Annotated in this window: 16 protein-coding genes and 7 pseudogenes; 16 read left to right on the top strand and 7 right to left on the bottom strand. The window is 43.9% G+C overall.

Translation table 11 applies throughout. The features are described 5' to 3' along the window. Positions 1-35 precede the first annotated feature (35 nt). A pseudogene (gene dnaA / locus JCM14505_RS01305) lies at positions 36-1,372 on the bottom strand (chromosomal replication initiator protein DnaA). A gap of 495 nt (positions 1,373-1,867) precedes the next feature. Between dnaA and rpmH the strand changes: the two are divergent. The 12 genes and pseudogenes from rpmH to JCM14505_RS01250 all read left to right on the top strand — a co-directional run bounded on the left by rpmH (position 1,868) and on the right by JCM14505_RS01250 (position 14,430). Then, positions 1,868-2,002 (top strand): 50S ribosomal protein L34, encoded by a 135-nt coding sequence (gene rpmH / locus JCM14505_RS08545; RefSeq protein WP_006917488.1) that lies wholly within the window; start codon positions 1,868-1,870, stop codon positions 2,000-2,002. 115 nt (positions 2,003-2,117) lie between these two features. Beyond that, on the top strand, positions 2,118-2,474 hold the full coding sequence (rnpA, locus tag JCM14505_RS01300) for a ribonuclease P protein component (protein ID WP_054652325.1): 357 nt from the start codon (positions 2,118-2,120) through the stop codon (positions 2,472-2,474). Positions 2,475-2,530: 56 nt separating this feature from the next. Beyond that, positions 2,531-3,310 carry a membrane protein insertase YidC gene (gene yidC, locus JCM14505_RS01295; RefSeq protein WP_054652324.1) on the top strand — a complete coding sequence of 260 codons (780 nt, stop codon included), beginning with the start codon at positions 2,531-2,533 and terminating at the stop codon, positions 3,308-3,310. 142 nt (positions 3,311-3,452) lie between these two features. Then, positions 3,453-4,841, top strand: coding sequence for a tRNA uridine-5-carboxymethylaminomethyl(34) synthesis GTPase MnmE (gene mnmE / locus JCM14505_RS01290; protein WP_054652322.1), 1,389 nt, complete (start codon positions 3,453-3,455; stop codon positions 4,839-4,841). 9 nt (positions 4,842-4,850) lie between these two features. Next, positions 4,851-6,754 (top strand): annotated as a pseudogene (gene mnmG, locus JCM14505_RS01285) (tRNA uridine-5-carboxymethylaminomethyl(34) synthesis enzyme MnmG). 139 nt (positions 6,755-6,893) lie between these two features. Then, positions 6,894-8,061 (top strand): annotated as a pseudogene (locus JCM14505_RS01280) (carboxylate--amine ligase). 17 nt (positions 8,062-8,078) lie between these two features. After that, positions 8,079-9,989, top strand: a complete 1,911-nt coding sequence (gene asnB, locus JCM14505_RS01275; protein WP_054652321.1) for an asparagine synthase (glutamine-hydrolyzing) — start codon at positions 8,079-8,081, stop codon at positions 9,987-9,989. Between the two features lie 6 nt (positions 9,990-9,995). After that, on the top strand, positions 9,996-11,522 hold the full coding sequence (locus tag JCM14505_RS01270; protein ID WP_054652319.1) for a Mur ligase family protein: 1,527 nt from the start codon (positions 9,996-9,998) through the stop codon (positions 11,520-11,522). Between the two features lie 281 nt (positions 11,523-11,803). Beyond that, positions 11,804-12,402 (top strand): annotated as a pseudogene (lepB, locus tag JCM14505_RS01265) (signal peptidase I). Between the two features lie 139 nt (positions 12,403-12,541). Continuing rightward, positions 12,542-12,919, top strand: coding sequence for a GntR family transcriptional regulator (locus JCM14505_RS01260; protein WP_054652317.1), 378 nt, complete (start codon positions 12,542-12,544; stop codon positions 12,917-12,919). Then, positions 12,906-13,769: an ATP-binding cassette domain-containing protein gene (locus tag JCM14505_RS01255; RefSeq protein WP_153010946.1), complete on the top strand. Its 864-nt coding sequence runs from the start codon at positions 12,906-12,908 to the stop codon at positions 13,767-13,769. Before JCM14505_RS01260 ends, JCM14505_RS01255 begins: the two co-directional genes overlap by 14 nt. 1 nt (position 13,770) lies before the next feature. Next, on the top strand, positions 13,771-14,430 hold the full coding sequence (locus tag JCM14505_RS01250) for a hypothetical protein (RefSeq protein ID WP_054652313.1): 660 nt from the start codon (positions 13,771-13,773) through the stop codon (positions 14,428-14,430). Positions 14,431-14,673: 243 nt separating this feature from the next. On the opposite strand, the pseudogene JCM14505_RS01245 reads toward JCM14505_RS01250, so the two are convergent. From JCM14505_RS01245 to JCM14505_RS01225, 6 genes and pseudogenes are all read right to left on the bottom strand, one after another. Then, a pseudogene (locus JCM14505_RS01245) lies at positions 14,674-16,018 on the bottom strand (PFL family protein). After that, positions 16,018-16,299: an ACT domain-containing protein gene (locus tag JCM14505_RS01240; RefSeq protein ID WP_054652311.1), complete on the bottom strand. Its 282-nt coding sequence runs from the start codon at positions 16,297-16,299 to the stop codon at positions 16,018-16,020. Before JCM14505_RS01240 ends, JCM14505_RS01245 begins: the two are co-directional and overlap by 1 nt. A gap of 95 nt (positions 16,300-16,394) precedes the next feature. Next, positions 16,395-18,200: a threonine--tRNA ligase gene (gene thrS, locus JCM14505_RS01235; RefSeq protein WP_054652309.1), complete on the bottom strand. Its 1,806-nt coding sequence runs from the start codon at positions 18,198-18,200 to the stop codon at positions 16,395-16,397. A gap of 337 nt (positions 18,201-18,537) precedes the next feature. After that, on the bottom strand, positions 18,538-18,990 hold the full coding sequence (locus tag JCM14505_RS01230) for a hypothetical protein (RefSeq protein ID WP_054652307.1): 453 nt from the start codon (positions 18,988-18,990) through the stop codon (positions 18,538-18,540). 94 nt (positions 18,991-19,084) lie between these two features. Continuing rightward, positions 19,085-19,222, bottom strand: coding sequence for a hypothetical protein (locus JCM14505_RS08870; protein ID WP_156249805.1), 138 nt, complete (start codon positions 19,220-19,222; stop codon positions 19,085-19,087). A gap of 143 nt (positions 19,223-19,365) precedes the next feature. Then, the gene (locus tag JCM14505_RS01225; RefSeq protein ID WP_054652305.1) at positions 19,366-20,928 is read right to left on the bottom strand and encodes an Nramp family divalent metal transporter; all 1,563 of its coding nucleotides are present in this window, start codon (positions 20,926-20,928) and stop codon (positions 19,366-19,368) included. A 227-nt stretch (positions 20,929-21,155) separates the two neighbouring features. Here JCM14505_RS01225 and JCM14505_RS01220 point away from each other — a divergent pair. The 4 genes and pseudogenes from JCM14505_RS01220 (at position 21,156) to JCM14505_RS01205 (ending at position 25,999) form a co-directional block, all read left to right on the top strand. Continuing rightward, a pseudogene (locus tag JCM14505_RS01220) lies at positions 21,156-23,133 on the top strand (ABC transporter ATP-binding protein/permease). A gap of 15 nt (positions 23,134-23,148) precedes the next feature. Continuing rightward, positions 23,149-23,607, top strand: coding sequence for an arginine repressor (locus JCM14505_RS01215; protein WP_054652301.1), 459 nt, complete (start codon positions 23,149-23,151; stop codon positions 23,605-23,607). A 139-nt stretch (positions 23,608-23,746) separates the two neighbouring features. Next, a complete protein-coding gene (locus JCM14505_RS01210) occupies positions 23,747-24,757 on the top strand; it encodes a zinc-dependent alcohol dehydrogenase family protein (protein ID WP_054652299.1) in 1,011 nt (336 codons plus the stop codon). Between the two features lie 37 nt (positions 24,758-24,794). Next, positions 24,795-25,999, top strand: a pseudogene (locus JCM14505_RS01205) (MFS transporter). Positions 26,000-26,003: the final 4 nt, after the last annotated feature.

Raw genomic sequence — 26,003 nt, 5'->3', positions numbered from 1 at the left:
AGTTGGGCATAATTAACATTTTTCCACAAGGAGGTTTATTGCATTCGTTGCCGTAATTGTTGTAAATCACGATTTAATTTTTCGTCCGTTTTTAAATTGGCCTCAATTTTTTCAATCGCATGCATGACCGTGGTATGATCCTTGCCCCCAAACTCACTCCCAATTTTTGGTAAGGAATTATCAGTTAATTCACGGGATAAGAACATCGCAATTTGGCGTGGCACCACAATATTCTTGGACCGCTTCTTGCCTAAGATGTCACTTTGATTAATGTTAAAGAATTGGGCAACTTCCTTTTGGATTAAGTCAATCGTCAAGGCGGGCGTATTATCAGCAAATCCCATGCCTTGTAAGGCTTCGGCCGCAATTTGCGGCGTCATTGGTTGGTGATTTAAGTCGGCAAAGACCCGCACCCGCATCAAGGCGCCTTCAAGTTCCCGGACGTTGGTATTAACCTTGGAAGCAATTAATTCGAGAACCTCATTGGGAACTTCCATGTGTTCTTCCTCGGCTTTACTTTGTAAAATGGCAATTCGCGTTTCGGTACCGGGGGAGGTAATTTCAACTGGAACCCCCCAAACGAAGCGTGACACCAGCCGTTCCGTTAAATTGGGAATTTGTTTCGGATTTTGATCAGCAGTTAAGACAATTTGCTTATTGTTGTCATGTAAAGCATTAAAAGTATTGAAGAATTCTAATTGCGTTTCGTCCTTGGACGCAAAGAATTGAATATCATCAACGAGTAAGGCATCGAGATTCCGGTATTCATTCCGGAATTGTTCCTGACTCCCCCGCCGAATGGAATTAACGTAGTCATTCACGAACGTTTCACTGGTCACATATTTAATCCGTGCGTTCGGATTACGTTCTAACATTTTATTGGCAATTGCTTGCATCAAGTGGGTTTTTCCTAGTCCTACGCCACCATAAATTAGTAAGGGATTGTATAAAACCCCCGGTTGTTCCGAGGCCCCGAATGCCGAGCGTAGGCCATTTGATTACTACGACCTTGGATAAAGTTGGCGAAGGTATATTCAGGATTTAATGGGGTTTCCGGACTCATCCCACTGCCAGCTAACGTTGGTGGTGGGGTCATCGTTGGTGTTAGACCACTAGTTGAATTTGCCAAAACATAGATTGGTTCCACATGTTGGCCAGTTTGGGTAAAACAAATTTGGCGAATTTGTTCTGTAATTTGGGAATTAGATTGCCAAAAATCAATTTGATTTTCGAAGGGGAATTCGATAACCAATCGGTTATTGGCAAGCGAAACAGCTTTTGCCGGAGCAATTAAATTGGTGTAAGTCCGCTCTTGAGTGGATGCACGCAATTGATTTTGGATCGTTTCCCAGAGAGAATCGAGCTCAGTCAAAATGGTTTCCTCCTTGTCACTTGTAGATTTCAGACTATAAGTTTATCATTAGTTTTTGAAGTTTTCCACAGCAAAGCAAAAATAAAAAATAATTATCCACCACATAGTGTGTAATTTATCCCCAGGGATGTGTAAAAACGACAAAAATTAAGCATATCTCTAGTTATCCACAAAAGAACTGTGAATATCCACAGGCTTAGAATGCTGATATATTAAGGCTTTTGAATAATTATTAACAAGCTTGTGGATAACTTTATCCCTGGGGTGTGTATTTGTGGATAGCTACTGGGACAAGCTGTGGACGCTCTTTTGGAGAAGTAAACTATACACAACGCTGTGTATAAAAATGTGGAAAACTAAAAATTTAAAATTTGATAAATTTGAAATCAATTGGTCAAAAGCATAAAAAGTATGGTATACTACCGAAGTATGTTTAAAGAGATCGTCTTTTTAGACCATGAAATCAAAACTGAATTGCTAAGGAGGTGCAAGTAAATGAAGCGCACATTTCAACCAAAGAAGCGTCACCGTGCACGTGTTCACGGTTTCCGCGCACGGATGAGCACTAGCAATGGCCGTAAGGTATTAGCTCGTCGTCGTCAAAAGGGTCGTAAGGTATTATCTGCATAAGATAAGTTAAAGCGATCCATATTTAATGGTTAAAAGGGGCAGGGCAACCGTCCACTGCATTTGATGTAGTTGTCGTTGCTCGCCCTTTTTTTAGTTTTAAGGAGCGGAGTCGTTCATGCGAAAATCATTTCGAGTAAAAAAAGAACAGGAATTCCAACGTGTCTTCGAGCAACATCAATCGGTTGCTAATCACAAGTTTGTGGTGTATCAATTAGCCAAACCCGGCCAAGCCCATTTTCGTGTTGGGATTTCGGTGGGAAAAAAGATTGGGAATGCCGTTGAACGGGGCTGGGTGAAACGCCGAATCCGGCAAACCTTATTAGAATTAAAACCCCAATTAAAAGCGGACGTCGACTTTTTAGTGATTGCCCGGCCAAGTGCCAAGGGGTTATCGATGGCTGAAATTCGGCGCAATTTGGTTCATGTTTTAAAATTAGCGGAACTAATTGAAGAGAAACAAAGTGAGGATTAACGTGAGCAAGCAATTGAAAAAAAATTACGAGTTTAGTCAGCGTCTTCGGTTTGGTAATGATTTTAGCCGCGTGTTCAAATCAACCAATTAATAGTCATAGTACCGGGATTTGGGATCATTATATTGTTTATAATTGTTCGCAATTTATTATTTGGCTCTCTAAGCATTTTGGTGGTTACGGAATGGGGATCATTATCTTTACGATTTTGATTCGGATTATCATCTTGCCATTGATGTATTACCAAACGAAGTCAATGCTAAAGACGCAAGAATTAGCCCCAAAGCTAAAGGAATTACAACAAAAGTATTCCACGCGTGATCGCGAAACGATGCAAAAGTTACAAATGGAACAACAACGCCTCTATAAAGAAGCAGGGGTCAATCCATTTGCATCCTTGTTGCCATTGTTAGTGCAATTGCCAGTTATGTGGGCGTTGTATCAAGCTATTTGGCGGACGAATGTCTTACGGTCAGGGTCATTTTTATGGGTTCAATTAGGGTCAACTGATCCGTACTTAATTTTGCCAATTTTGGCGGCGCTCTTTACGTTTATTAGTTCATGGCTCGCCATGGCATCAATGCCGGAAAAGAACCCAATGTCGACTTCGATGACGTATATTATGCCGATTTTTATCTTTATTATGGCGTTGCAATTTACATCCGCCATTACGTTATATTGGGTTGTTTCCAATGCCTTCCAAGTGGGGCAAGTCTTGCTGTTACAAAATCCATTTAAACTACGGAAGGAACGGGAAGCAAAGCAACGCGCTGAAAAGGCCCGGCAACGGAAATTAGCCAAGGCTAAACGCCAAGCTTACCGGGGCAAGCGGAAATAATTGACAAGTGGGTTCCCACTTTTAAAATACGAAGTAATTAAACATAGTTGTTAGAGTAGTGAAAGTGCTTTGACCATTCTTTAAGTGATAAGGGTGGCTTTGCGCTTTTTTATTGAATAGCAATTGAAAGGAAGCACAGACGATGATTAATACGGATCAAGATACAATCGCCGCGATTTCGACGCCAATTGGCGAAGGTGGGATTTCAATCATTCGGGTGAGTGGTGAGGATGCTTTAACAGTCGTTAATCCATTATTTAAGGGCAAAGATTTAACGCAGGTTGCTACCCATACGATTAATTATGGGCATATTATCAATCCAACTGATCACCAAGTAGCGGATGAAGTGATGGTCTCAGTGATGCGCGCGCCGAAAACTTACACCAAAGAAGACGTCGTGGAAATTAACTGTCACGGCGGGCTCGTGGCCACGAATCGGATTTTACAGTTAGTGTTAACGCATGGGGCGCGCTTAGCGGAACCGGGTGAATTTACGAAACGGGCCTTTTTAAATGGGCGCCTTGATTTATCCCAGGCCGAAGCCGTGATGGACTTAATTCGGGCCAAAACTGATAAATCAATGGATGTGGCGATGCATCAATTGAACGGGGATTTATCAAACTTAATTCGGCAATTCCGGCAAGATATTTTGGACGTCTTAGCCCAAGTCGAAGTGAATATTGATTATCCGGAATATGATGCGGTCGAAGAAATGACGAGCCAATTATTACGCGAAAAAGCGACGGATTTACAACAACATATTCAAGGCCTGTTAAAAACCGCCCGGCAAGGGAAAGTCTTACGGGACGGCTTGGCAACAGCAATCATTGGGCGGCCGAATGTTGGTAAGTCGAGTTTGTTAAATACCCTGTTACATGAAGATAAAGCGATTGTCACCAACGTAGCTGGGACGACGCGAGATGTGATTGAAGAATATGTCAATGTGGAAGGGGTGCCGTTAAAATTAATTGATACCGCCGGAATTCGTCATACGGATGATCAAGTGGAAAAAATCGGGGTTGAACGGAGTCGCCAGGCCATTAAAACGGCCGATTTGATTCTACTGTTAATTGATCAATCTCGGCCCTTATCAGCGGAAGACAAGGACTTAATTGAGTTAACCAAGGGCTTAGCGCGGATGGTAATTTTAAATAAAACCGACCTGCCAACGGCCCTAGATTTAGCGGAATTAAAGCAGCTAGTTGGTGATGATGTAATTATTAAGACGTCAATTGCCAATCAATCGGGGATGCAAGAACTCGGCGCCGCAATTAGCCACCGGTTCTTTAACGAAGGGATTGAAGCGCATCATAATGATGTGTTAATTACGAATGCCCGGCATATTAGTTTATTAACCCAAGCCGAGCAAGCGCTTGGGGATGTGTTAGCTGGGTTAAATGATGGCTTGCCGGTCGATTTAGTCCAAATTGATATGACGACCGCTTGGAATTTACTCGGTGAAATTACGGGTGATAGTTACCAAGATGAATTATTAGATCAATTATTTAGTCAATTCTGTTTAGGGAAGTAGGAGGAAACCATGGAACCAACAGTGATTCAATACGATGCGCCAAGTTATGATGTGATTGTCGTTGGTGCCGGCCATGCGGGGAGTGAAGCGGCCTTAGCAGCTGCACGGATGGGCCAAAAGACGCTTTTAATTACAATTAACCTTGAAATGGTGGCTTTTATGCCATGTAACCCATCCTTAGGGGGACCAGCCAAGGGGGTCGTCGTTCGCGAAATCGATGCCTTAGGGGGCCAAATGGGGCACAATATTGATGCCACGTACATTCAAATGCGGATGTTAAATACCGGGAAAGGTCCCGCGGTCCGAGCACTCCGGGCGCAAGCGACAAGCATGCGTACCATCGGCAAATGAAGTATACGATTGAACAAACACCAAACTTAACTTTGCGCCAAGGAATGGTCGATGAATTAATCGTTGAAGATGGGGTCGTAAAAGGGGTAATTACGAGCACCGGGGCTCGTTATCACGCCAAGGCGGTGATTTTAACGGTCGGAACGGCGGCCCGCGGGAAGATTATTATTGGGGAACTCCAATACGAATCGGGGCCTAACAATTCGCAAGCAGCGATGAAATTAACCGCCTCGTTAAAGGATTATGGGTTTGATATTCAACGGTTTAAGACGGGAACGCCACCCCGGGTAAATGGAAATACGATTGATTACAGTGTCACGGAAGAACAACCGGGGAATTTGGAACCAAACCACTTTAGTTTTGATACGCCAGATAGTGACTACTTGCCATTATCCGACCAAATTTCAAGTTGGCTCACGTACACGAACCCAACCACGCATCAAATCTTGCGGGATAATCTTGATCGGGCGCCGCTATTCTCCGGAATGATTGAAGGGGTTGGGCCACGGTATTGTCCATCAATTGAAGATAAGATTGTGCGGTTTGCCGATAAGGATCGTCACCAAGTCTTTCTAGAACCAGAAGGCCGTGACACAGATGAATTCTATTTAGACGGGTTATCAACATCGATGCCAGAAGAAATTCAACAACAAATGATTCATTCGGTTAAGGGGTTAGAACACGCTGAATTAATGCGGCCCGGGTATGCGATTGAATATGATGTGGTCGCGCCATATCAATTACGACCAACGTTAGAAACGAAGTTAATTCAAGGTCTGTATACTGCTGGGCAAACCAATGGGACGTCTGGTTATGAAGAAGCGGCCGGACAAGGATTGATGGCCGGAATTAATGCCGCGTTGAAGATTCAAGGGAAAGACCCACTTGTTTTGAAGCGTTCGGAATCCTACATTGGGGTGATGATTGACGATTTAGTTACCAAAGGGACGAAGGAACCATACCGTCTTTTAACTAGTCGAGCTGAATACCGGTTGTTAGTGCGGCATGATAATGCGGACTTACGCTTAATGCAGTATGGACACCGGATTGGCTTGGTCAGCGATGAGCGGTATGCGAAGGTTGAACGCAAAGCTGCTCGAGTAGCCGCGGAAATTGACCGCCTGCAACATACTCGCATTAAACCGGGCAATGCGATTGATACGTTTGTGAAAGCCAATGGCGATAAGGCCTTAAAAGATTCGGTTTCGGCCGAAGAACTATTACGGCGGCCATATGTTGATTACCAATCCTTATTGCAATTTATTCCGGCATTAGAGGAACCGTTAAATCGGTATGAAATTGAACAAGTTGAAATTCAAACTAAATATGCTGGTTACATTAAGAAGGAACAAGCGCGGATTGAACGGATTAAGCGGATGGAAGCTAAGCGGATTCCAGCCGACATTGATTACACTAAGATTGATGGCCTAGCAACGGAAGGGCGTCAAAAGTTAATGAAGTTCCAACCCGAAACCTTAGCCCAAGCGAGTCGGATTAGTGGGGTTAACCCAGCTGATATTGCGATTTTAAGTGTTTACTTACGCCAAGGGAAACTGAAATAATCAAGTGTATTTAAAGCCTTAAAATGGTATGATTAAACGGAATATGTTTCAAATCATGATTTGAGATAGGAGAAAGATTGTGAGTGAACAAGTAGACTTTCAGCCTGTATTATTAGGGACTGATTTTAACTGTTATGGAATGGCCCGCTCATTCTATGAAGCATACGGCATTAAAAGTATTGCCTTTGGGGTGACTAAACTCGCCTCAACGCGCTATACGAAGTTAGTTGATGTGCGGATTGTGCCAGGGTTTAATGAAAATCCTGGGTTTGTCGAAACGTTAGCGGCCTTTGCTAAGACGATGGATCCGAACAAGAAGTATCTATTACTTTCATGTGGGGATGGGTACACCGATTTAATTTCTGAACATTTGGATGAATTAAAGCAATGGTTTGTGGTTCCATACGTCGGGGCTGATTTATTCGAACGGCTCGGCAACAAAGAAGGCTTTTATGAAGCTGCTGAAGAATTTGGGTTACCATACCCGAAAACGAAGCTGATTTCCCGGGAAATGGTGGAAAGTGGCGAACCAATTGACTTACCGTTTGATTTTCCTGTGGCGTTGAAAGCATCTGACAGTATTGCCTGGTTGGATGTTCATTTTGAAGGGCGGAAAAAAGCCTTTATTCTAGATACACGGGCAGAATTTGATGCCTTATTACCGAAGATTTATGCGGCGGGGTATCAAGGCAATATGATTTGCCAAGATTTCATTCCAGGTGATGACTCCAACATGCGGGTGGTGAATGCGTATGTCGATAGTGATCACAATGTGCGGATGATTTGTTTAGGCCACCCGTTATTAGAAGATCCGGAACCATCAGCGGTAGGGAATTACATGGTCATTTTACCGGAAAAAAAATGACCAAATTTACCAAACGATTAAGAAGTTCTTAGAAGACATTAAGTATGTTGGCTTTGCGGACTTTGATTTGAAGTATGACGTTCGTGACGGTCAATACAAGGTCTTTGAAATTAATCTTCGGCAAGGTCGGAGCAGTTATTACTGTACGTTAAATGGATATAATTTAGCGAAGTACGTGGTTGAGGATGCAATTTATCACCGTCCATTTACGGAAACGGAATACGCCGATGGGGACCAATTATGGTTAAGTGTGCCCAAGAAGATTTTCTACAAGTACGCCAAGGATAACGAATACAAGCAGCGGGCAATTAAGTTATTAAAGGCTGGTCAGTATGGCACGACGGCCTTTGATAAGCAGGATAGTTGGAAGCAACGGGCTTTAATGCATTATGCTTTCCATTTAATGAACGCTAAGTACAAACAATTCTTTGTCCAACGTTAAGCAAAGGAGAAACAATAATGTGTGGATTTGTATCATTTGTAAATGATGATCCGGTGCGGTTAAAAGATAGCCAAATCCAAACGATGATGAAACGGATTATTCACCGGGGACCAGATGACGCTAATTATGTGACTGATGAACATGTGGCGCTCGGTTTTCGGCGCTTAAGTTTTATCGACGTTAAGAGTGGGCGCCAACCAATTTTTAACGAAGATGACACAAAAGCCATTATGTTTAATGGAGAAGTGTATAACTTTAAGGCGCTTCGCGAAAAGTTAGTTGAAGCTGGTCACACGTTTAAGACTGGTGCTGACACGGAAGTAATCTTACATGGTTACGAAGAATGGGGAAACGACATTGCTAAGCGCTTGCGCGGGATGTTTGCCTTTATTATTTGGGACTTTAAGGAACAAACGATGTTTGGGGCGCGTGATCACTTTGGGATTAAGCCACTTTACTATGCCCAAATGGGCGACACGTTCTTAATTGGCTCGGAAGTTAAAGCGTTCTTAGATCACCCGGCCTTTAAGTTGGAATTAAATAAAGCGGCCTTAAAGCCATACATGACGTTCCAATACCCAGCGACCCGCGAAACGTTCTTTAAGGGCGTCTTTAAGGTGCCAGAAGGTCATTACTTTGAATACCATGATGGGGATTTGAAGTTAACCCAATACTGGGACGTTGATTTTGAACCGGAAGCCGAAAGTTTCAGTGAAGCGGTCGATAAAATCGAAGCCGCCGTTGATGAATCGGTCAAGGCGCACTCCTTTGCCGATGATGGAATTAAGGTCGGATCATTCTTGTCAGCTGGGGTGGACTCAAGTTATGTGGCAGCAATGATGAAGCCTGATAATACCTTCTCAATTGGTTTTGATAGTGGTTACGATGAAACCAAGGAAGCGCGGGAATTAGCAGCTAAATTAGGGATTAAGAATACCGATAAGAAGTTAACGAATGAAGAAGCCTTTAATGCCTTTCCATTGATTCAATACTACTTGGATGAACCTGATTCGAATCCATCGGTGGTGCCACTATACTTCTTGTCTAAGTTAGCCCGTGACAACGGCTATAAGGCCATGTTATCTGGAGAAGGGGCCGATGAATTATTTGCCGGTTACACGGACTACGGCTTTAATACGAAGTCCAAAGCAATCCGGTGGGTCGCTGATCAATTAAAGAAGCTCCCGATGAAGCAACGGCATGCGTTAAGTAAGGTCTTTAAGCATGCGCCAAACTTCCCTGGACGGCTCCATTTGTATCATGCGTTAGCCCCAGCCAATGAAGACTTCATTGGCCAAGCGTACATCTTCTCACCAGCCGAAGCCGCTGACTTATTAACACCAACTTATGATCAAGGCCCAAGTATCAGTGATATTATGGATCCAATCTATGCGAAAGTGGCTGACAAGGACTTACAAGAAGTTACTAAGAAGCAATACATGGACGTTCATCAATGGATGCCAGGTGATATCTTACTGAAGGCCGATAAGATGAGTATGGCGAACTCCCTGGAATTACGGGTGCCATTATTAGACCGGAAAGTGATGGATGTGGCACGGAAGACGCCAAGTAAGCACCTCTTTAACTACAAGGGAACTAAGTGGGCCTTTCGGATGGCAGCGAACCGGCATTTACCAGAAGAATGGGCAACCCGGCCTAAGATGGGCTTCCCAGTGCCAATTCGGGAATGGCTCCGGCAAGATAAGTATTATCAAGAAGTGCGGGCGTTATTCGCCGAAGATTTCGTAAAGGAATTCTTTGATCAAGACAAGCTATTGCAATTAGCCGATGATAATTACAACGGCAAAGTCGATGGGCGGCGGAAGTTATGGACGGTGTACACGTTCTTAGTTTGGTACAAGCTGTACTTTATTGATCACTTTAACTTAGACGAATCAGAAATTGACCGGACGCAACAAGCGGGGTAATAGGAAATGCTGACGTTAGTAAAAGCAGTTGAAATTTTAAAACAACACCAATTGTTAACGAGCTTAATTGTTGGTGACCAACGGCATTATTACGTTCCGGCGGCCTTAGTGACGACGCAATATGAGCATGTTGCCTATGATTCACGGCAAGTGGAACCCCAAACCTTATTCTTCTGTAAAGGAGCGACCTTTAATCCGCGCTATGCGGCTGATGCAATCACGGCGGGGGCCAGTGCGTTAGTTACGGAACACAATTTAGTGGCTGATTTACCAAATACACCGGCTGTTCAACTGTTAGTGACCAACGTCCAAAAGGCGATGGCAGTGTTGACACGGGAATTTTATGGAAATCCCGACCAAGCGCTAACGATGATTGGCTTTACTGGGACAAAGGGGAAAACGACGTCCGTTTATTTCTTACGGCATATGTTACAAGCAGTTTTGGGACCCAAAGTTGCTCAGTTATCATCATTAGCGAACTGTATTGATGGGCATACCTTTGAGGAAGCTCATTTAACGACGCCGGAATCATTGGACTTATACCGGCTATTACGGGCAGCAGTTGACCATGGAATGACAACGTTGGTAATGGAAGTTTCCAGTCAGGCGTACAAAAAGAATCGGGTTTATGGACTGGAATTTGATTATGGGGTCTTTTTGAATATTTCCCCGGATCATATTAGTCCAATTGAACACCCAGATTTTGATGATTACTTAACTTGTAAGAGTCAATTAATTAAGAATAGTCGCCAAATGATTATTTCCCGGGCAATTCCGGAATATGATTACTTAATAGAATTAGCGGATACTTATGGGACGCCAGTCTTATCATTTGGTTCCCAGGACTTAGATGCTGATTATCAATATCTGCCACAACCGCATGGCTATTTTGATGTCGCCACGCAGACGGCAGGGAGTCCAGTGTTAAGCGGACGGTTCCGAGTCATGATTCCGGGCTTTTTCAACTATGAGAATGCGTTAGCGGCCTTAATTGTGGCCCGGCATTTAAGTGATGACGTTGATCAATTGGCGCATGGATTAGCGCAAACGGTCGTTCCGGGACGGATGGAAATCTTAACCAATGATCATGGTTATATTGCAGTGGCGGATTATGCGCACAATTATTTAAGTTTGACGGAAAGTTTTAAATTCTTGAAACATGAGTATCCAAATGGTCGCTTAATTGTAGTGATTGGTGCGATTGGGAGTAAAGCGCAATCGCGGCGCCAAGATGTGGGGCGCGCATTATCTGAATATGCGGATGTAGCCATGTTAACAAGCGAAGATAATAATGGTGAAGATCCCAACCACATTTTAGCGGAAATCAAGGCTAATTTAACGAATCCAACGCTTGAAGTTCATGAAAATCTCGATCGGGCAGCGACAATTAAAGCTGCGTTTGAGTTAGCACAACCTGGCGATGTCATCTTTATGGCCGCTAAGGGACGGGAAGACTTCATGCGTGAAGGTGACCATAATGTTCCATACGTAGGTGATTATCAATTGGCGAGTCAGTTGATGCGTGAATATTAATTAGGTCGTGAGCCACGCATCAGGGAAGCCGTGGCCTAACGATATAAATGGCGTCGGAACTTGTAAAAACCAGGTTCGGCGTCATTTTGAGTTAGGCTCTAAGGCGATGCTGAGCGAACGTAGTTAATAAGCAGGTCGTGAGGCGGACGTAAAAATCTCCGTATCATACCGGTTAACCCGGCGTTGATGGTTTATAGTTCCATCGGCGGCGGGTTTTATAATGCAGTAATGTGAAATTCGGTGTATGATAGAGCTAATAAGGATTATTGGAGAGAAATCAAATGAAATTATTACGGGAATTTTTAAGTTGGTTGTGGCCAATTGTGTTAGGACTAGCAGTGGCTGGTGGCATGATGTTGGTTGTGCAACGGGTTCGGTTGATGGACCATCGATGCAACCAAATTTACAAAATAATGAACGGGTCTGGGTATTAAAACACGCTAAAATCCACCGGGGAAGCGTAGTGGTTTTTGATGCCCAAGGGGTCGATCCCCAAGCTACCACTAAGACGAATTATGTGAAGCGGGTGATTGGAGTACCTGGTGATACAGTAAGGGTTAAAGATGGCCAATTATACGTTAATAATAAGCGGGTCAAGCAAAGTTATATTAGTAAATATCAACGGACAACTGGGACGGGAAATTGGGATTTAGCAAGTATCTCGGTTAAGAATGGTTGGACGGTTAATAATGGCGCCACGAAAGTTCCCGCAGGCCAATATTTTGTCATGGGGGACCATCGGAGTGTGTCAAATGACAGTCGTTACTGGGGCTTTGTTCCCCGCCAAAAAATTATGGGGGTCGTCAAATTGATGCCATGGACGGGCAATGCGACAACTCGATATAATATCAATAAATTTTGGCAACATTATTTTGAATAATGATGATAAAAACTGGTGAAAGTAAAATTTCACCAGTTTTTTATTTTGCGGGTTGCATTTTGGGATGGCTGGTTATATAGTTAGTTACACAAGTAATTAACCAACTAACTAACTAATGCAAGGAAAGAAGGGAGTTAAGGTGAATTTTGAATTTGATCAAACGACCCCGATTTATCAACAATTAGTTACGCAACTAAGTGAGTTGATGTTAACGGGGGTCTATCAAGCTGGGGAACGAATTCCTTCCACGACTCAGTTATCACAAGAATTGCATATTAATCCAGCGACGGTTCGCAAAGCGATGAATATTTTAGTTGATCAAGGATTGTTAGTAAAGCAACGCGGGATTGGGATGTTTGTGACGGACCAATCGCAAGCCATGATTGTAAAGCAACACCAAGATGAATTCTTTGATGAGTATGTGGTAAAGGTAATTGCGGAAGCTAAGCGACTCGGCATCAGCCAAACGGAGTTAATGAGTTTAATTGAACGGGGGTATGACCATGGCAACAATTAAGATTAAGCAAGTCACCAAGCGGTTTGGTCGACATGTAATTTTAGATAATGTGACCACAACCTTAGAAGCAGGAAAAATCTATGGCTTATTGGGCCGGAACGGTGCCGGTAAAAGTACGTTATTGAATTTAATTAACGATCGAAATTTTGCCACGAGTGGGGAAATTTTATTCGATGGAGAACCAATTAATAATAATCCTGCGGCCCGGCAACAAATGTATTTGATGAGCGAAACTAATATGTATCCAAAACGGACGCGAGTTAAAGAGTTATTTAAAGCGGCTGACCGCGGGTATGGTGACTTTGATTTTACCTTAGCACATCGGTTAACCAATGAATTTGGAATTGATGAAAATAGCATGGTTGATAATCTTTCAACGGGGTTGACGACGATTGCGAAATTGATTACGGCGTTGTGTGTGAAGGCGGACTTTATTTTCTTAGATGAACCAACGTTAGGATTGGATGCCAGTCACCGGGAAATGTTCTACCGCGAATTATTGAAAACATACGAACGACGCCCACGGACGTTTGTGTTATCGACGCACTTAATTAGTGAAGTCCAAAATTTAATTGAACACGTTATTATTTTAGATAACCGTGAATTTAAAGTTGATCAACCAAGTGAAGAGTTATTAGCCCAAGCCTTTGCAATTAGTGGACCAACAGCAGAAGTGGACGCGATTACGAAAGAATTGCCAATTTTAGGGAGCCACGAAATTGGACATATTAAAACCGTTTATGTGGTACAACCAATTGATGCAATGCAACTCGCAACTTCTAGTGTGACGGTGAAGCATCTTGATTTACAAACGACCTTTATTGCGTTGACGGATGGAAAGGAGCTTTAACATGAAATTACCATTAGTTTATCGGGATACCATGCGACGCTTTGGGTTTGCAGTTGTCATCATGGTAGTCGTCATGATTGGATTACAATTATTTAGTTTACTATTTGCGAGCTCCATGTCTTGGGATGATATTGTTAAACAATTATATGTTACTTTAACAACTTCTTTGGGGGCACTAACCGTGTTTGGTTACTTAATTGTTCCATATAGTGAATTTAAATTGGGGATGCAAAATGGGCAAACGCGGCGCCAAATTTGGCTGAGCCAATTCATGGGGGTCATCACATTATCTCTCATTACGTGTCTGTTGTGGTTGACTCGCGATGGCAACTGGGCCCAAGTTGGCATGGCCTTTTTAGGTCAGTTAAGCGGAATTAGCACCATGCTGGCGATTGGGAATGGCTTTGCGTTACTATCCCGCAAGTGGAAACTGATCGTTGGAATTGGGGGACCAATTGCATTAATTGCTTTATTAGTACGGGTAATTACGTGGATGGTTAAGTACTGGCATCCAAGTGAAGCTAGCATGCAACATTTAGCGGATGTATTAACAATGCATGGTTCGTCAGTTTCGTTGGTAATTTATAGTGTGATTTGGATTTTGATCATGCTCTTAATTAGTTATGGGTTTATGATGCGGATGCAATTACGGCGCGATTAAATTACCTGGGAAATCAAAACGAGGTCGGAGAAAAACTTCTCCGGCCTCGTTTATTTTAGTTAAAAATAAATCCCAACCGGCGCTTTGCTAGCTGAGCTCACGACCTGATTATTAACTACGCTCACCGAGCAAGCGACTAGGACTAACTGAAAACGAGCGCCGACGTGTTGCCACGTCAACGCTCGTTTCCAAGTTATCCTATCGTCGCTTTTGACGCTCGGTTCGCGACCTGGAATTTACGACCTAGTTTTTAAAGCTATGAACTGGAGCCGGTAAGCGTCCCCCACGATTGATCATTTGGGCGGAGCTTTCGGGATGAACAGCCATAATTGGCGCCCGGCCGAAGAGCCCCCCAAATTCGATATCTTCACCGACGGTTTTACCGGGGACTGGAATGACCCGGACGGCGGTTGTTTTATTATTAATCATTCCAATGGCGGCTTCATCGGCAATCATAGCACTAATTGTGGTCGCTGGCGTGTCCCCTGGAATGGCAATCATATCCAGCCCAACGGAGCAAACGGCCGTCATGGCTTCTAGTTTGTCGAAGGTTAACGTGCCTTGTTCTGCCGCGCGGATCATGCCGGCATCTTCTGATTCAGGAATGAAGGCACCGGATAAGCCTCCCACATGACTGCAGGCCATAATCCCACCTTTTTTTAACGGCATCGTTAAGCATGGCGAGGGCAGCTGTGGTTCCGTGCGTACCAACGGTTTCGAGTCCGATGGCTTCTAAAATGTTAGCCACTGAATCACCTTCAGATGGGGTTGGCGCTAAGGATAGATCAACAATCCCGAGGTCAACGCCGAGCCGGTTGGACGCCTCAGTCCCGACTAATTGGCCCATCCGCGTCACTTTAAAGGCGGTTTGTTTGATGGTTTCGGCAACGACATCAAGTGGTTCATTCGGTACTTGTTTGACGGCATTTAATACCACCCCTGGGCCAGATACCCCAACGTTGATGACTGTATCGGCTTCACCAACGCCATGGAAACCACCGGCCATGAACGGATTATCTTCAACTGCATTACAGAAGACCACGAGGCGTCCATTTAAGAGGGGATCACGGCCTTCGAGTTCAACCACGATTTCACCCATTTTCTTGACGGCATCGAAATTAATCCCCGTACGAGTTGAACCAACGTTAACGCTCGCACAAACCCGGGTGGTGGCTTGAAGGCTGCCGGAATGGAATTAATTAACGTTTCATCGGCGGGGGTCATGCCTTTTTGGACGAGGGCTGAAAAACCCCCAATTAAATCTACGCCCACGGCTTCAGCAGCCCGTTCGAGGGTCAAGGCATACTTGACGTAATCAGCGTCTCCAGAGGCCCCAGCAATCAAAGCAATTGGCGTAACCGTAATTCGCTTATTCGCAATCGGAATCCCAAATTCAGCTTCAATCGCTTGCCCGACTTCGACTAAGTGGGCTGCCTTGGTCGTGATTTTATCGTAAATTTTTTTGGCAGGCAACGTCACTGTCTTGGTCAATACAATCTAATAACGAAATCCCCATCGTAATGGTTCGTAAGTCGAGGTTTTCGTGATTAATCATATCAACGGTTTCAAAAATTCGCTTGGTATCCATTAGTTTGTTCCTCCAGCCAATTCGTGCATGGCCGTGTAGACCTTTTCGTTGCGGAGTTGAATTTCAACGCCCAATTGCGATCCAAGATTAGTTAAATCAGCTGTGGTAGCGTTAAAATCAAGATTATCGGGCACGTCAACGACCATCATCATGGTGAAAAATTCGTTCATAATGGTTTGCGAGATATCTAAAATATTAATGTCGTGGTGGGATAAGTACGTACTAACACCGGCCACAATGCCAGCCTTATCTTGTCCAACCGTCGTTAAAATGGCTTTCATAAAGCACCTCCAAAAGAAATATTGTAGTTATTATAGCAAACCACGCCAGTTAGCCAAAGGAAATGGCTAATCTGACGTGGTTGAGGTTAAATTAATTAGTTTTCACGGGAGTAAGTAGCAATATCAGCTTGAATCATGGCCGTAAAGTCGGCTTGACTCATGCTCGTTTGTTCCTTTTCACCGTATTTCCGGACTGAGACGGCTTGGTTAGCTAATTCGTCATCACCAACAACTAACGTGTATGGCGTCTTTTGCGTTTGTGATTCCCGAATCTTGTAACCCATCTTTTCGTTGCGGTGGTCAACCTTAGCGCGGATGTTAAGGTGCTTCAAGGCCTTGGCAACGGCATCGGCGTATTCGCCATGCTTGTCTTCGCTAACTGGAATGATGTTAACTTGTTGTGGGGCCAACCAAGTAGGGAAGGCACCCTTGTAAATTTCCGTTAAGTAAGCCATGAACCGTTCCATCGTGCCGACAACCCCCCGGTGAATCATCACTGGCCGGTGTTGTTGACCGTCTTCCCCGATGTAATGGAGGTCAAACTTTTCAGGTAACATGAAGTCTAATTGAATTGTTGACATCGTTTCTTCATTACCAAGGGCCGTCTTGGTTTGGATATCAAGCTTAGGTCCGTAGAAGGCAGCTTCCCCTTCGGCTTCGTAGTAATCAAGGCCTAAGTCATCCATGGCCCCCTTTAACATCCGTTGGGCTTGTTCCCACATTTCATCGTTGGCAAAGTACTTTTCCGTGTTCTTAGGGTCACGGTAGGAAAGCCGGAACGTGTAATCGTTAATGTTAAAGTCCTTGTAGACGTCCATGATTAACTTCAAAATCTTGGAGAATTCCGCTTGGATTTGGTCTAACGTTACGAACGTGTGACCGTCGTTTAACGTCATTTCCCGTACCCGTTGTAAACCAGAGAGAGCCCCAGACTTTTCGTAACGGTGCATCATCCCGAGTTCGGCAATCCGTAATGGTAAGTCCCGGTAAGAGCGGATGTGGTGCTTGAAGACTTGGATGTGAGAAGGACAGTTCATTGGCCGCAATTCTAACATTTCGCCATCACCCATGTCCATTGGTGGGAACATATCTTCACGGTAGTGGTCCCAGTGACCAGACGTCTTGTAAGCGTCTAAGTTCATTAAGACTGGCGTGTAAACGTGTTCGTAATCATCACCAACTTCTTTGTCGATGATGTAACGTTCGATGACCCGGCGAATCGTGGCCCCTTTTGGTAACCAGTATGGTAACCCAGCCCCAACTTTAGGATCAACGAAGAATAAGTCAAGTTGGTTCCCGATAACCCGGTGATCACGTTCCTTAGCTTCTTGGCGAGCTTGTAAGTCCGCTTCTAAGTCTTCTTTCTTAAAGAAGCTCGTTCCGTAAATCCGTTGTAACATTGGGTTGGAAGACATGCCCTTCCAGTAAGCACCGGCAACGGAAAGTAAGCGGTAGTTCTTCACGACGTTACCGTAAACCATTACTGGGGCCACGGCGACGGCTTTAATGTTCCCTAATTGGTACATCGCAACTTGGCCGTCTTCGGCGTGTTCTTCGATTAATTCCTTAGAAAATGGATCGGCCGCCACTTCCTTGACGGCGTCTTCAACACTCATCTTCACGAAGTCAACCTTGGTATCGTTTTTAGCGAGGCCCTTAATGGCAACTTCTAAGGCTTCCAATTCGTCAGCGGAAACTTGTTGGTCATCTTTGTCAGAATCAACAAAGAATTGACTATCATCAGCTACCGCATCCCCGAGGCGGATACCTGGGAATTGGTCATGTAAGGCCGCCTTCAACATGAGGGCCGTTAATTGACGTAAGGCAGCTAAAGCTTCATTTGAATCGCGATCAATCTTGTTGACTGATCCATCTGGTGACATTACAGCAACTTGTGGCATAAGTAACACTCCTTAAATAAAAAAATATATAAAAAAACGTCCCTAGCGCAGCTTAAAAATAAACCGCTCTAGGGACGCCAATTAACAATACTTAGCGTGGTTCCACCCAACTTTAGAAAGATATAATCTTTCCCTTTCATCGTGCGATAGTGGGCACGAACCAACGAAAAATCCTAGTCAGCGCTAGGTAAATTAAGAGTGGTCCAAGTTGAGGAACCTAATGGTGCTTCCAGCCACTGGCACCACTCCCTGGCTTAGGTTCAAACAAAACAAGTATGTCTCTTAATACGTGTGATTATAGCATTTTGAGTTCGTTAGTCAAGGGATGAATTTAAAATTAATTAGTCTTAGTCCCAGCTGGAGCAGCCGGTGTCGGAGTACTTGGGGCCGCCGGGGCGTTGTTAGCTGGTGCGCTTTGAGCTGGTTGGTTGTTATTACCACCGTTATTACTATCCGCTTGAGGAGCCGTTGAAGACTGATTATCAGCACTCTTATGATCGTCGTTCGTGTTGAAGGTAATCGTCGTTTCGCGGGTCGTTTCTCGATTTTGGTGAGTTGGTTGGTAATTATCATAGCTCGTCGTTTTAGTTGACCGGCGTTTGGTGCTGCTTGAACTTGACTTTTTAGTCCGCTTGGATGATGAGAAACTAACTTCTTCAGTTGGTTCACTTGGTTTAACCGGGCTTTGTTGCTTGATAAAGAAAATAATCATCGTAATTAAAAAGACCACCAGTAAAATTGATAATAAGATTTGGTAAATCTTTTTACCCCAGGTGTCGGCCTTTTCCATTGATCCATGGGAAGTGCGTGATGACTGGTTTGGTTAGTAGCTTTAGGTGCTTTTAATTGCTTCCAAAAGTTGGTGGTTGATTCCTTTAAGGTAGTTAATGTATCCGGCGTGGCTTGGTTTGGCTAGCTCGACTGGCCCGTGATGGTTGGGTGGGGGTAGCTGGCCGGGATGAAGTGTCCTGATGATCGGAATCATATAAATCAAGCCGGGAGCGGCGCTTTTCTGGTTCCATCGAATATTCCTCATTTCTTATAAAATGTCTGAAAATTATTATAGCATGAAATTAAGTTTAGATTGGAAAAAGAAACACTAACGCCGGTCACGAATTATCGCAGCCGGCGTTAGTGTGTAGCATGATCAAAAATAACAATGAGACTAAGCTTCCCACTTATGTTTAATTTGTTGGGCACCAAGACGTTTATCACCACGCATGATATCGATAATCGTCCAACCTAAGAGGGCTAAGATTACGATAATTGTGACGTAGGCTAAACCAGTGGCCGTTTGATTTGACCAAATGCCAAAGCCACGGAAGGTGCTTGGTAAATTATATAGATTTAAGAATGTTAAGCCAATCACTGAAATCCAACCTAAAATTTGAGTCCAAAGGGCATTTCGGAAGGCCCCCATTTCAACTTTACTGTTGGTCATGATTAAGAGTGGCAACATTGAGAATGGTAAGGCGAAGGCTAAGAAGACTTGCGAATTTTCCATTAACATGTTGATGGCTTCGTGTTGTTTAAGTTCAGATTCACCAGCAGTTAACATGACACAAAGGACTACTGGTAAAACTGACAAGAGTCGCGTAATTAACCGCCGGGCCCACAATGGCATCTTTAAGTGGATAAACCCTTCCATAATCACTTGACCGGTTAAAGTCCCGGTGATGGTGGAGTTTTGTCCGGAGGCTAATAAGGCGATGGCAAACAAGGTCGATAAAGCCCCGGATTTAGCAACCGAAATTAAAATTGGATTGCTTAACGTGGACGTATCACTTAAGGCTTGGTAGAGGCCAAAGAAGGATGAATCTTGGACCGCGCCATTCTTAAAGACGGCGACCCCCACGATTAAGAGGAGCGAGTTGACGACAAAGGCTAAACTTAATTGGATGTTGGAATCCCAAGTTGAGAACCGGACCGTCCGCTTGATGTCTTCATAATCAGTGTGGTCGATTTTTCGCGTTTGCGAAATGGCTGAGTGTAAGTACAAGTTGTGTGGCATCACGGTTGCCCCGATAATCCCTAAGGAACCGGTTAATGGTGAGATTCCGTTAACAACGGGACCTTGGGAAACGGCCTTAGCAGATGGAATTAACCCGACGAGCATGGCGCCCCAATCTGGCTTCGAAAGAATTACTTGGTATAAGAACACGAATAAAATCACCAAGATTAAGCAGGCCACGAGGGCTTCAATCTTCCGAAAACCGACTTTGGTTAGGAGCAAGAGCAACATAACGTCTAAGACGGTGATGAAGACGGCAACAATAATTGGGATATGGAATAACAGATTCAGCGCAATGGCGGCTCCGATAACTTCAGCGATATCGGTCGCCATAATGGCCAGCTCAGTCATAATCCAAAGGACAACCCCTAACGCCTTCCCTGTACGAGCTCGAATGGCCTGAGCCAGGTCCATTTCACTTACGATACCAAGTTTGGCAGCCATGTTTTGCAAGAGCATCGCAATCAAACTTGAAATCAGGATGGTCGTCATTAAGGTGTATTGGAAGTTCTGTCCCCCAGTAATGGAAGTTGACCAGTTACCAGGATCCATATACCCAACTGCGACAAGTGCACCTGGTCCAGAGTACGCTAATAAAGTCCGAAAGAAGCCTTTACCGCGTGGAACTTCAACGGTTCCGTTAATTTCTTCCAATGACTTCCCATTGGCGTGTGAAATTAACTTTGAGGACCGGTGCTTGGTTTGAGAATTATTCACGAATAACCCACCTTTCTATATTCAATTGTCGGGAACAAAGTCCCTTCGTAAGATTATCATAAAATAAATAGGGGGGCAATGATTAAATTATGGCAAATCATAACGAAAAATGAGCTAAAAAGCTTGAAAACGATTGCAGCTGAAAAACGAATTACTAACATGGGAATCGAGTTTTAGTATAATATAGTAAAGTAAGTTGCAAGTGGGAAAAACTGGAGGAGACACGGATGGCATTTTTAGAACTAACGGGGATTAAAAAAATCATATTTCCTGGGTAATCAAGAATTTCCAGTTTTAAAAGGAATTGACTTAGAATTTGACCGGGGCGAATTTGTCTCGATTTTAGGTGAATCAGGTGGTGGGAAGTCAACCTTAATGAATATTATTGGGGGACTCGATCGGTCGTTTACTGGTGAAGTAGTTGTTAACGGTCAAAAATTAGATCACCAAAAAAGTAAAGAATTAGATGAGTACCGCCGTGGAACGGTTGGTTACATTTATCAAGCATATAATTTAATTTCGCATTTAACGGTCTTAGATAACGTATTAATGTCATTAGACATGACGACGTTAACGGCCAAGGAACAAAAACAACGGGCGTTAGCGTTACTTAAGCAAGTCGGCTTAGCTGATCAAGTTAATAAGCACCCCAATCAATTATCCGGTGGCCAAAAGCAACGGGTGGCGATTGCGCGGGCGTTAGCTAGTGATCCCCAAATGATTATTGCGGACGAACCCACGGGAGCCTTAGACGCACAAAACACTCAAGAAGTCTTAGAGTTATTAGAATCAATCGCCCAAAGCGGGAAATTAGTGATTGCCGTGACTCACTCACAAGAAGTGGCGGATTATGGGACGCGAATTGTTCGGTTAGCAGAAGGGCAAATTGTAGCTGATGAAGTAATTCGACCACGGTCGGAAGTAACGCAACAGAAGCCGGAATTTCAAGCCAAGCCAATGCCGTTAATGGCAATTTTCCGTAATGCGTATAAACATTTAATGTACAATTTTTGGCGGAACTCATTAATTATGTTAGGGACCTCAATTGGTTTATTTGCGGTCATTTTGTTCAGTGGGCTGGGGAATGGTATTAATGGATATATTAACAATCAAATTAATTCGTTAGTGAATCCCAAAGTTTTTCGGGTAGTTAAAAATCCGACCGGGAAACACTTGTCGAGTCTAGAAGCGCAAAATGTGATGCAAGAATCAGCTACCAATCCGCAAAAGATGATTATGACGCCGAGTCAAGTGGCGCGAATTAAGCAAGTTAAAGGCGTGGCGCAAGCGCAAGCCTCATATTTAATTCCAATGTATCAATTGAACTATGCGGATCGGCACCAAAGTGGGACGAGTTTAATGACGTGGTCAACGTTGAACCAACCATCAACAGTTAAAATTGGTCATACCCCAGGAAAGGGCGAAATGGTTCTAAGCAAGCAAGCCGCGGTCCAATTAACCTCAGCAAAAACGTATCGTCAATTAATTGGACAACCAGTTACGATTGAATTTACGTGGATTAATCAAACGGGGATGCCAGTGCCAATTAAGCAAAGTTTTAAGGTCGCCGGAATTACTGATGGGACGGCGGCAATGTCGGCCGTTGATTTCGGGACCTTACAAGCGGCGTATAAACAAGCCGGGGCTGAAACTAATCCAACTGGAGTGATAGTCGCCGTGAAGGACTTAAGTCAAGTTGATCAGGTTGCCAATCGAATTAACCGGGTTCAAGTCAATGGTAAATATGCGTATGGCACCTTTACGGTAGGTTCAGTCCTCAAAACAGTTAATACGTATGTTAAATTAGCAACGGGCGTGCTAGCGGCGATTGCGGGAATTTCGCTCTTAGTGTCAGCGTTAATGATTATTGTGACGATGTACATGTCAGTTTCTGAACGGACCAAAGAAATTGGAATCCTACGGGCGCTGGGGGAACGCGAACGGGATATTCGCTGGTTATTTACGGCCGAAGCTTTATTAATTGGACTCTTTTCCGGCGCCTTAGCGCTTGTCTTAGGCTTTGGGGCGCAAGCGCTGATTAATCACAATGTGTATGGATTAATTAAGTATGAAATTGTCCAAATTTCAGGAGCTAATGTAGTGACAGCATTAGTAGCGGCGTTAGTAATTTCATTTATTGCAGCAGCGTTACCTGCGCGCCGAGCGGCGAAATTAAATCCAATCGATGCGTTGTCAGCAGATTAGAAGTGAGGAATTAAGATGGAATATCGAGTACGGCGTGAGGTAATTCAAAAATTAGTCGCCGAACATACGATTCGGAGCCAACAAGAATTGATCAAATTGGTGAATGAGCACGGCTTTCAAGTGACGCAAGCAACTGTTTCGCGGGATTTAGAAGCGTTAAACATTGTTAAAGTGCGGGGCGTCAAAGGCGGTAGTTATTATGCGCAATTACAACTACAAACGGATGGCGAGCGGGAACGCTTAGCAAAGATGATTCAGCAACGGGTGGAAAGTGTGGCAACGGTTGAATTTATGAACGTGGTGAAAACCACGCCTAATTCAAATTTTGCAACGATTGTGGCCGGTGAATTTGATGCGGAAACGAACGATTTGATTGTCGGAACGTTAGCGGGTAATGATACTCTGATTATTATTAGTCCAGATGCTGCCGCTGCTAAAACGGTCGCTGATTTTATTCGAAAACACCTAGCTTAGTCAACAGCGGTAGATCCTAAAGGAAATGGGATTTACCGCTGTTTTTAAATTGTTTTCCTAAAAATTGATAAACGTTTGACAATTGAATTTTTTTGATAAACTTTTAAATGAACGAAAAACATTTAAGGAGACTTGTTTGATGAAAGCATTAGTTTTAACAGGTACAAAACAATTAGAAGTCCAAGACTTACCAATGCCAACGCCAAAGCCAAATGAAGTTGTAATTCACACGGCTTTTGCGGGGGTTTGTGGAACGGATAAGGCACTTTACGCTGGTTTACCAGGTTCTGCTTCAGCGGTACCACCAATTGTCTTAGGTCACGAAAACTCAGGGGTTGTGGATGAAATTGGGGCTGACGTGACGAACGTGAAGGTTGGTGACCGGGTGGCTATCGATCCTAACATTTACTGTGGTCAATGTAAGTACTGCCGGACGCAACGCCAAGAATTATGTGAACACTTGGATGCCGTTGGGGTAACGCGTGATGGTGGGTTTGAAGAATACTTCACGGCGCCAGCTAGTGTTGTTTACCCAATTCCAGACAACGTTTCCTTAAAGGCTGCGGCCGTGGTTGAACCTCTTTCATGTGTGGTTCACGGGGTTGATTTATTAGAATTACACCCATACCAAAAGGCGTTAGTAATCGGTGATGGTTTTGCCGGTCAATTATTCGCCCAAGCTTTAATGGCTGAAGGGGTCCACGAAGTTACGTTAGTTGGTCGTAAGGACGGTAACTTAGAAAAGAACGCCGAATTATTCGGTGTGAAGACATTGAACAGCACGAAGGAAGAAATTCCAGAAGCAGCTTACGACGTCGTAGTTGAAGCTGTTGGTTTCCCAGCTACGCAAGAACAAGCCCTCAAGGCAGCTGCTCGTGGTGGCCAAGTCTTGATGTTCGGGGTTGGTAACCCAGACGACAAGTTCGAAGTAAACACGTACGAAGTCTTCCAAAAGCAATTAACAATCCAAGGTTCATTCATCAACCCATACACGTTTGAAGACGCCATTGCCTTACTTGCTTCTGGTAAGTTAAACCCAGAACCATTATTCTCTCACGAATTGGAATTTGACCAAGTGGTTGACTTTGTTGACGAACGCTTAGGGAAGGTTTCTAAGGCCATTGTTGAAGTTGGTGGCGAAAACGCCTAAGTTAGACGTTTCACGTGAAACGAGTTGAGGAAGTAATATGAATTCAAAAGATTCAATGTTAACTAAGTTAGCATTCTTATCCGTTTCCTTTGTGATTACGAGTGCCTATGCCATTCAAGGGGCAATTCCACAATTGAAGGCCGCCTTAGGAGTATCACAAGCACAAGCGGAATATTTAGCCACGACGCCATCATTTGCGGTGATGTTCTTCGTGGTCTTATCACCAATCTTGCAACGGATTTTTAAGATTTCTGATAAGAAAATGATTATGATTGGGGTTGGCTTAGTCGGAATTGCTGGGATTATTCCCTTCTTTGTTAACAACTATGCCACGATTTTAGCGTCACGGTTGTTATTAGGAGCTGGTTTTGGACTATATAACTCCCAATGTATCTCAATGATTTCTGTTTGGTACGAAGGCCACGTGCAATCACAAATGTTAGGTTGGCGGGCCGCCGCTGAACAAATTGGACAAGCCTTCACGTTATTTGTGGCTGGTCAATTATTAGCTTGGACGGGGAACTGGCACGTGCCATTCTTAGTTTACGCCTTAGCCTTTGCGGTCTTAGCTTTATTTGCCATTCGGGTACCCGATGATGCAAAGGTCGAAGTAGCCGCAGAAGCTAGTGAACAAGTCGAAGCAGTCGCTGATAATGGTGTCGAAAAGATTAGTCCATTAGTTTACGTTTTAGCCCTCTTTGCCTTTGTGTTATGTATTGATTATGTTGGGCTTGAAAACCGGTTCTCTGGATTAGCGGTAGCTATTAAGGGATCAAACTACACGGGTGCTTCTAACTTCTTGTCCTTGATGTTAATCGGGGCCACGTTGGGTGGGTTATTCTACGGTGCCATCCACAAAAAGTTAGGCTTTGGGACGGTTTACTTAGCCTCGGCTTAATGGCGTTAGCTAACTTTATGATTGGGTTTGCTGGTGACAACTTTGTCATCTTGACGGCCGGTTTATTAATGGTTGGTTTCCCATTGCAATTAGTTTCACCAATGATTTTTGACTTATTACCAACGTTAGCACCAGCTAAGAATCAACCAATGGTAACGTCATTAGTCTTGATTGGGTTTAACTTTGGGGCGTTCTTCTCCCCAACAATTGCCGAATGGACGAACAAGTTATTAGGCCAACCATTAGAAGGCTTACACTTAGCAGCTCCATTCCCACTTTATGGTTCATTATTAATCGTAATCGCATTAATTATTATGATTTCACGGCGTCGCGCAGCTAAGTAATAAA

Origin of the sequence: Limosilactobacillus equigenerosi DSM 18793 = JCM 14505, from assembly GCF_001311375.1 — a bacterium.
Taxonomy (GTDB): Bacteria; Bacillota; Bacilli; order Lactobacillales; family Lactobacillaceae; genus Limosilactobacillus; species Limosilactobacillus equigenerosi.
The sequence above is the reverse complement of the archived record's forward strand: the minus strand, read 5'-3'. Positions and strand labels throughout refer to the sequence as shown.

Bases quoted from the DNA above. Each gene is read 5' to 3' on its own strand.
- rpmH (WP_006917488.1), top strand. From the start codon at position 1,868: ATGAAGCGCACATTTCAACCAAAGAAGCGTCACCGTGCACGTGTTCAC.
- rnpA (WP_054652325.1), top strand. From the start codon at position 2,118: ATGCGAAAATCATTTCGAGTAAAAAAAGAACAGGAATTCCAACGTGTC.
- yidC (WP_054652324.1), top strand. From the start codon at position 2,531: ATGATTTTAGCCGCGTGTTCAAATCAACCAATTAATAGTCATAGTACC.
- mnmE (WP_054652322.1), top strand. From the start codon at position 3,453: ATGATTAATACGGATCAAGATACAATCGCCGCGATTTCGACGCCAATT.
- asnB (WP_054652321.1), top strand. From the start codon at position 8,079: ATGTGTGGATTTGTATCATTTGTAAATGATGATCCGGTGCGGTTAAAA.
- JCM14505_RS01270 (WP_054652319.1), top strand. From the start codon at position 9,996: ATGCTGACGTTAGTAAAAGCAGTTGAAATTTTAAAACAACACCAATTG.
- JCM14505_RS01255 (WP_153010946.1), top strand. From the start codon at position 12,906: ATGGCAACAATTAAGATTAAGCAAGTCACCAAGCGGTTTGGTCGACAT.
- JCM14505_RS01250 (WP_054652313.1), top strand. From the start codon at position 13,771: ATGAAATTACCATTAGTTTATCGGGATACCATGCGACGCTTTGGGTTT.
- JCM14505_RS01240 (WP_054652311.1), bottom strand. From the start codon at position 16,299: ATGAAAGCCATTTTAACGACGGTTGGACAAGATAAGGCTGGCATTGTG.
- thrS (WP_054652309.1), bottom strand. From the start codon at position 18,200: ATGCCACAAGTTGCTGTAATGTCACCAGATGGATCAGTCAACAAGATT.
- JCM14505_RS01230 (WP_054652307.1), bottom strand. From the start codon at position 18,990: ATGGAAAAGGCCGACACCTGGGGTAAAAAGATTTACCAAATCTTATTA.
- JCM14505_RS08870 (WP_156249805.1), bottom strand. From the start codon at position 19,222: ATGGAACCAGAAAAGCGCCGCTCCCGGCTTGATTTATATGATTCCGAT.
- JCM14505_RS01215 (WP_054652301.1), top strand. From the start codon at position 23,149: ATGGAATATCGAGTACGGCGTGAGGTAATTCAAAAATTAGTCGCCGAA.
- JCM14505_RS01210 (WP_054652299.1), top strand. From the start codon at position 23,747: ATGAAAGCATTAGTTTTAACAGGTACAAAACAATTAGAAGTCCAAGAC.